3 protein-coding genes and 1 pseudogene are annotated in these 5098 nt (G+C 69.3%); all 4 read right to left on the reverse strand.

The genetic code is table 11. The features are described from left to right. Positions 1 to 920: ABC transporter ATP-binding protein (locus Q0A33_RS13180; RefSeq protein WP_291797589.1), on the reverse strand; the 920-nt coding region annotated here is incomplete at its 3' end. Beyond that, positions 913 to 1944 (reverse strand): ABC transporter permease, encoded by a 1032-nt coding sequence (locus Q0A33_RS13185; RefSeq protein WP_291797592.1) that lies wholly within the window; start codon positions 1942 to 1944, stop codon positions 913 to 915. The genes Q0A33_RS13180 and Q0A33_RS13185, both read right to left, overlap by 8 nt. 1 nt (position 1945) lies before the next feature. Next, complete coding sequence (locus Q0A33_RS13190) at positions 1946 to 3049, reverse strand: ABC transporter permease (protein WP_291797595.1); 1104 nt, start codon at positions 3047 to 3049, stop codon at positions 1946 to 1948. 177 nt (positions 3050 to 3226) lie between these two features. After that, a pseudogene (locus Q0A33_RS13195) lies at positions 3227 to 4851 on the reverse strand (ABC transporter substrate-binding protein). Positions 4852 to 5098: the final 247 nt, after the last annotated feature.

A 5098-nucleotide genomic window follows, 5' to 3' on the forward strand; every position in this document is an offset into this window, starting at 1 on the left:
CTGCAGGTGGCCGCCGGTGAGGTGCTCGCCATCGAGGGTGAGTCCGGCTCCGGCAACACCGAGCCCGCCCCGGGCTCCCCCGCGCCCTCCACCAGGTCCGACACCTCGGTCACGGACAGGCGCGGCACGGCGGCGAGCAGCTGCTTCGTGTACTCCTCCCGCGGGGCGGAGAACAGCGTCTGCACGTCCGCCGTCTCCACGAGGTCGCCGCGGTACATGACCGCCACCCGGTCTGCGAGGTCCGCGACGACCCCCATGTTGTGCGTGATGAGCACGATCGCGGTGTCCGTCTTCTCCCGCAGCTCGCGCAGCAGGTCGAGGATCTCCGCCTGCACCGTGACGTCGAGCGCGGTGGTGGGCTCGTCCGCCACGATGACCTTGGCACCCAGGGCGAGCGCCATCGCGATGACGATCCGCTGCTTCTGCCCGCCGGAGAACTGGTGCGGGTAGTAGTCGTACCGGCTCTCCGCATCCGGGATGCCCACCTGCTCCATCGCGGCGACGGCGGCGGCCCGCAGCTCCTTCTTCTTCGCGCCCGGCCGGTGCGCGCGCAGCCCCTCCGCGATCTGCCACCCCACCGTGTGCACGGGGTTGAGCGCGGTGGAGGGCTCCTGGAAGACCATCGAGACATCGGAGCCGCGCAGACTGCGCAGTTCGTGGGCCGAGGCCGTGAGCACGTCCGTGCCCGTGAGCACCACCGCCCCACCCACCGTGGCGGTCTCCGGGATGAGGCCCAGGACAGTCCGGGCGGTCACGGTCTTGCCGGAGCCGGACTCACCCACGATGGCGAGCACCTCACCGGCGGCCACCTGCAGGGACAGATCCTTGACCGCGTGCACGTCGCCGCCGTCCGTGGCGAAGGTGACGTCCAGCCCGGAGATGTCCAGGACGGGCCCGTTCGCGTTGCGCCGCTCAGCCATTCGCAGTCTCCTTCTCCGTGCGGACCCTCCGCGAGCGCCGCCGGCGCAGGCGCGGGTCCGCGAGGTCGTTCATCGACTCGCCCACGAGCGTGATGCCCAGGACCGTGAGCACGATCGCCAGGCCGGGGAACACGGCGGTCCACCAGATGCCGCTGGTGACGTCCGCCAGAGCCTTGTTGAGGTCGTAGCCCCACTCCGCCGCCGAGGTGGGCTCGATGCCGAAGCCCAGGAACCCGAGTGCCGCGAGGGTGAGGATCGCCTCGGAGGCGTTGAGGGTGAAGACGAGCGGGATGTTGCGGGTGGCGTTGCGGTAGACGTGCCGCGTGATGATCTTCAGGGACGGCTCGCCCAGCACCTGGGCGGCCTCGACGAACGGCTCGGAGCGGAGACGGACCGCCTCGGAGCGCACCACGCGGAAGTACTGCGGGACGAACACCACGGTGATCGAGATGGCCGCCGCGAACACTCCGCCCACCACGTTGGACTGCCCGCCGGAGATCACGATCGTCATGACGATGGCCAGCAGCAGGGAGGGGAAGGCGTAGATCGCATCCGCGACGACCACGAGGATCCGGTCCAGCCACCCGCCGAAGTATCCGGACAGCAGTCCCAGCGCCACGCCGATGAAGAGGCTCATGACGACGGCCACGACGATGACGAAGACGGCGGTCTGCGTCCCCCAGATCACCCGGGAGAGCACGTCGAAGCCGCCCACCGTGGTGCCCCACGGGTGCTCCGCGCTGGGCGGCTGCTGCGCTCCGAAGTAGCCGTCCGCGTTCGCGAGCTGGTTGTACTTGTAGGGCGCGATGAGGGGCGCGAGCACGGCGCAGAGCACCACCGCTCCCACGATCACCACGCCCGTGAGCAGCATGCCGCGCTGCAGTCCCACCGAGCGGCGGATGTCCCGCACCACCGGCAGCCGCAGGAGGAGGGGCTCACGCCTCACCGCTGCGGCGGGGGCGAGCGCGTCCGTCTCCGCGGCGGAACCGGCACGCGGGTTCTCAGTCCTGTTCTCGTCTGCCATGTCAGTACCTCACTCGCGGGTCGATGAGCGCGGCGATGATGTCCACGATGAAGTTGGTGACGGCGACGACGACCGCCAGCAGCACCACGATGCCCTGCACCGCGACGAAGTCGCGCGCCGTGAGGTACTCCGCGAGCTGATAGCCCAGACCGTTCCATTCGAAGGTGGTCTCCGTGAGCACCGCGCCGGCGAGCATCATCGCCACCTGCATCCCCATGACCGTGATGATGGGGATGAGAGCCGGCCGCAGCGCGTGGCGGGTGACGAGGCGGAACTCGCTCACGCCTCGGGAGCGGCCGGACTCCACGTACTGGGACTCCAGCGTGCCGATCAGGTTGGTCCGCACCAGCCGCAGGAAGGTGCCGCCGGTGAGCAGGCCCAGTGCGACGGCCGGGAGCACGGCGTGGGACATGACGTCCGCGAACGCCGGCATGCTGCCGATCCGGAGTGCGTCGAGCGAGTAGATGCCGGTGGGGGCGACCACGCCGGACATCAGCAGCTCCGTGCTGGACGAACCGCGGCCGGAGACCGGCAGCACCGGCCAGAACGCGCCGAAGATCAGCTTGAGGACGAGGCCCGCGAAGAACACCGGCGTGGCGTAGCCGAGGATCGCGAGGATGCGCAGGACGGCGTCCGGCCAGCGGTCGCGGAACCGGGCTGCGAGCATGCCCAGCGGCACCCCGATCACGAGCGCGACGATCACGGCGTAGAAGACCAGCTCGAGCGTGGCGGTGCCGTGCTGGAGGAGGATCTGCGTGACCGGGCGGCCGTCGGAGATCGCGGTGCCGAAGTCACCGCGCAGCAGCCCGCCCATGTACTCGAAGTACTGGACGAGGAGCGGCCTGTCGTACCCGGCGGCCTCGATCCTCTCCGCCAGCTGCGCCGGGGTGAGGCGGCCGCCGAGCGCTGCGGTAATGGGGTCGCCCGTCACGCGCATGAGGAAGAAGACGAGGGTGGTGAGGATCCAGACGGTGGGGATGATGAGGAGGAACCGGATCACCAGGTAGCGCAGCAGTCCGGAACCGGCGGACTTCCCGGAGGAGACGGGGGCGCCGGGCTCCGGGGCGCCGCCGGCCGCCTCGGGAAGGGCGACTGTGGTTGACATGGGGGCGTCTTTCGGGAGGAGGAAGCGGGCTGGCGGGCGGGGCCGCACCGGCACGCCCGAGGCGGTGGTCCGCGGGGGACCACCGCCTCAGTCGGGTGGCAGACACCCGGTGGAGCACACGCTCAGCACCTCAGCGCCGTGCGGTTCCGGGGCCGGTGCCGCGCGCGGCGGAGCGCCTCACTTGCCCAGCAGCGCCAGGCGGAACTGGAAGGAGGGATCGAGCGCGTTGTCGACGCCCTGCACGTCCGTGCCGGACACCGCGATCTGCTCGCCCTGCAGGAGGGGCACGGTGGAGAGCTGCTCCGCCAGGTCCGTCTGCAGGTCCTCGATGAGGGCCGCGCGCTTCTCCGGGTCCTCCTCGGAGACCTGCTCCACCAGCTTCTCGTTGATCTCCTCGTCGCGGAAGTGGTTGCCGAGGAAGCTCGCGGAGTCCTCGGTGTCGTAGAAGAACGGCACCAGGTAGTTGTCCGCATCGGAGTAGTCCGGGAACCAACCCAGCTGGTAGGCCGGGTAGACGTCCTTGGTGCGGTCCTCCGCGTACTGCACCCACTCCGTCGACTGCAGATCCACGGTGAAGAGGCCGGAGTCCTCGAGCTGCTGCTTGATGAGGGCGTACTCGTCGCCGGAGGACGGGCCGTAGTGGTCCGGGTTGTACTGCAGCTTGAGGTCCACGGGCGTCTCCACGCCCGCGTCCTCGAGGCGCTTCTTCGCTCCCTCGACGTCCGCGCCGCCGTCGTCTGTGAGGTAGGCGTCGGCCACCGCATGGTTGGCACCGGCCAGGCCCTCCGGCACGTGCGAGAGCAGCGGCGTGTAGGTGCCCTTGTAGACCTGGTCCGCGATGCCCTGGCGGTCGATGCTGCCGGCCACCGCCTGCCGGACGGCCAGCGCCTTGTCCTCGTCCGCCTCGTCCGTCTTCGCACCGTAGGGCATGGTGTCGAAGTTGAAGACGATGTAGCGGATCTCGCCGCCGGGACCGTGGTGGACCTCCACCGCGTCGTCGCCCTCAAGGTCCTCGATGTCCGTGGCGGACAGCGAGCGGTAGGCCACGTCGATCGTGTTCTGCGAGATGTCGAGCTTCATGTTGTTGGCGTCGGAGTAGTACGTCATGTTGACGGTCTCCGACTTCGCCGGCTCCAGGCTGCCCTGGTAGACCTCGTTCTTCTTGTAGGAGACGAGGTTGTTGAAGTCGTAGCTGTCGATCCGGTAGGGGCCGGCGAAGGCGTCGCCGTCGACGATCTCCTGGTCCTCCGTGACCGCGTCCGCGGCGAACACGTCCTCATCGAGGATCGGCCCGGCCGGCCCGGCGAGCACCTGCGGGAAGGTCTGGTCCGTGGGGCGGTTGAGGTTGAACACCACCGTGGTGTGTCCGGGGTGTCGATCGAGTCGAGGGAGCCCAGCAGCGAGGAGGGACCGTTGGGGTCGGCGATCTCCTTCTGACGCTCGAACGAGAACTTCACGTCCGAGGAGGTGAGCTCGTTGCCGTTGGAGAAGGTGAGCCCCTCCTTGAGCTTGACCTCGTAGGCGGTGTCCGAGGTGTACTCGGCGGACTCCGCGATGCCGGGCGCCACATCGGCGGTGCCGGGCTGGTACTCCATGAGGAACGGGAAGACCTGCGTCATCACGAAGAAGGAGCCGTTGTCGTAGGAGCCGGCGGGGTCGAGTTTGGTGACCTTGTCCGTGGTGCCGACGGTGAGTGTGCCGTCGTCTCCGCCTCCGCCGCCCTCACCCGTGGTCGAGGTGGAGCAGGCGGAGAGGATGAGCGCGCCCGCCAGTGCGGCGGCCGCGAGGGATGTGCGCTTCATACGTCCTTCTCGAGGTCTGCGCCGCACGTGTGTGCGGCGTCACTGTTCTGGAATGTGAGACAGACCATACCTGAGATGCCCCTTCGCGGACCATTCGAGTTCCCTGAATGCGTCACGGAAGCTACCCGCGGGTCACCCCGGGGCGCCGTCGTGAGCGCGACGAAGGCGGCAGCCTCCCGCACGCGCCGGGCCTTGAGCACCGCCCCGTGCTTCCCGTCTCCCGCGCCTCACACTTCACACCCCACAC

The sequence above is a fragment of the Brevibacterium sp. genome (assembly GCF_022712115.1).
GTDB lineage: Bacteria > Actinomycetota > Actinomycetes > Actinomycetales > Brevibacteriaceae > Brevibacterium > Brevibacterium salitolerans.

Bases quoted from the DNA above. Each gene is read 5' to 3' on its own strand.
- Q0A33_RS13190 (WP_291797595.1), bottom strand. From the start codon at position 3,049: ATGTCAACCACAGTCGCCCTTCCCGAGGCGGCCGGCGGCGCCCCGGAG.
- Q0A33_RS13185 (WP_291797592.1), bottom strand. From the start codon at position 1,944: ATGGCAGACGAGAACAGGACTGAGAACCCGCGTGCCGGTTCCGCCGCG.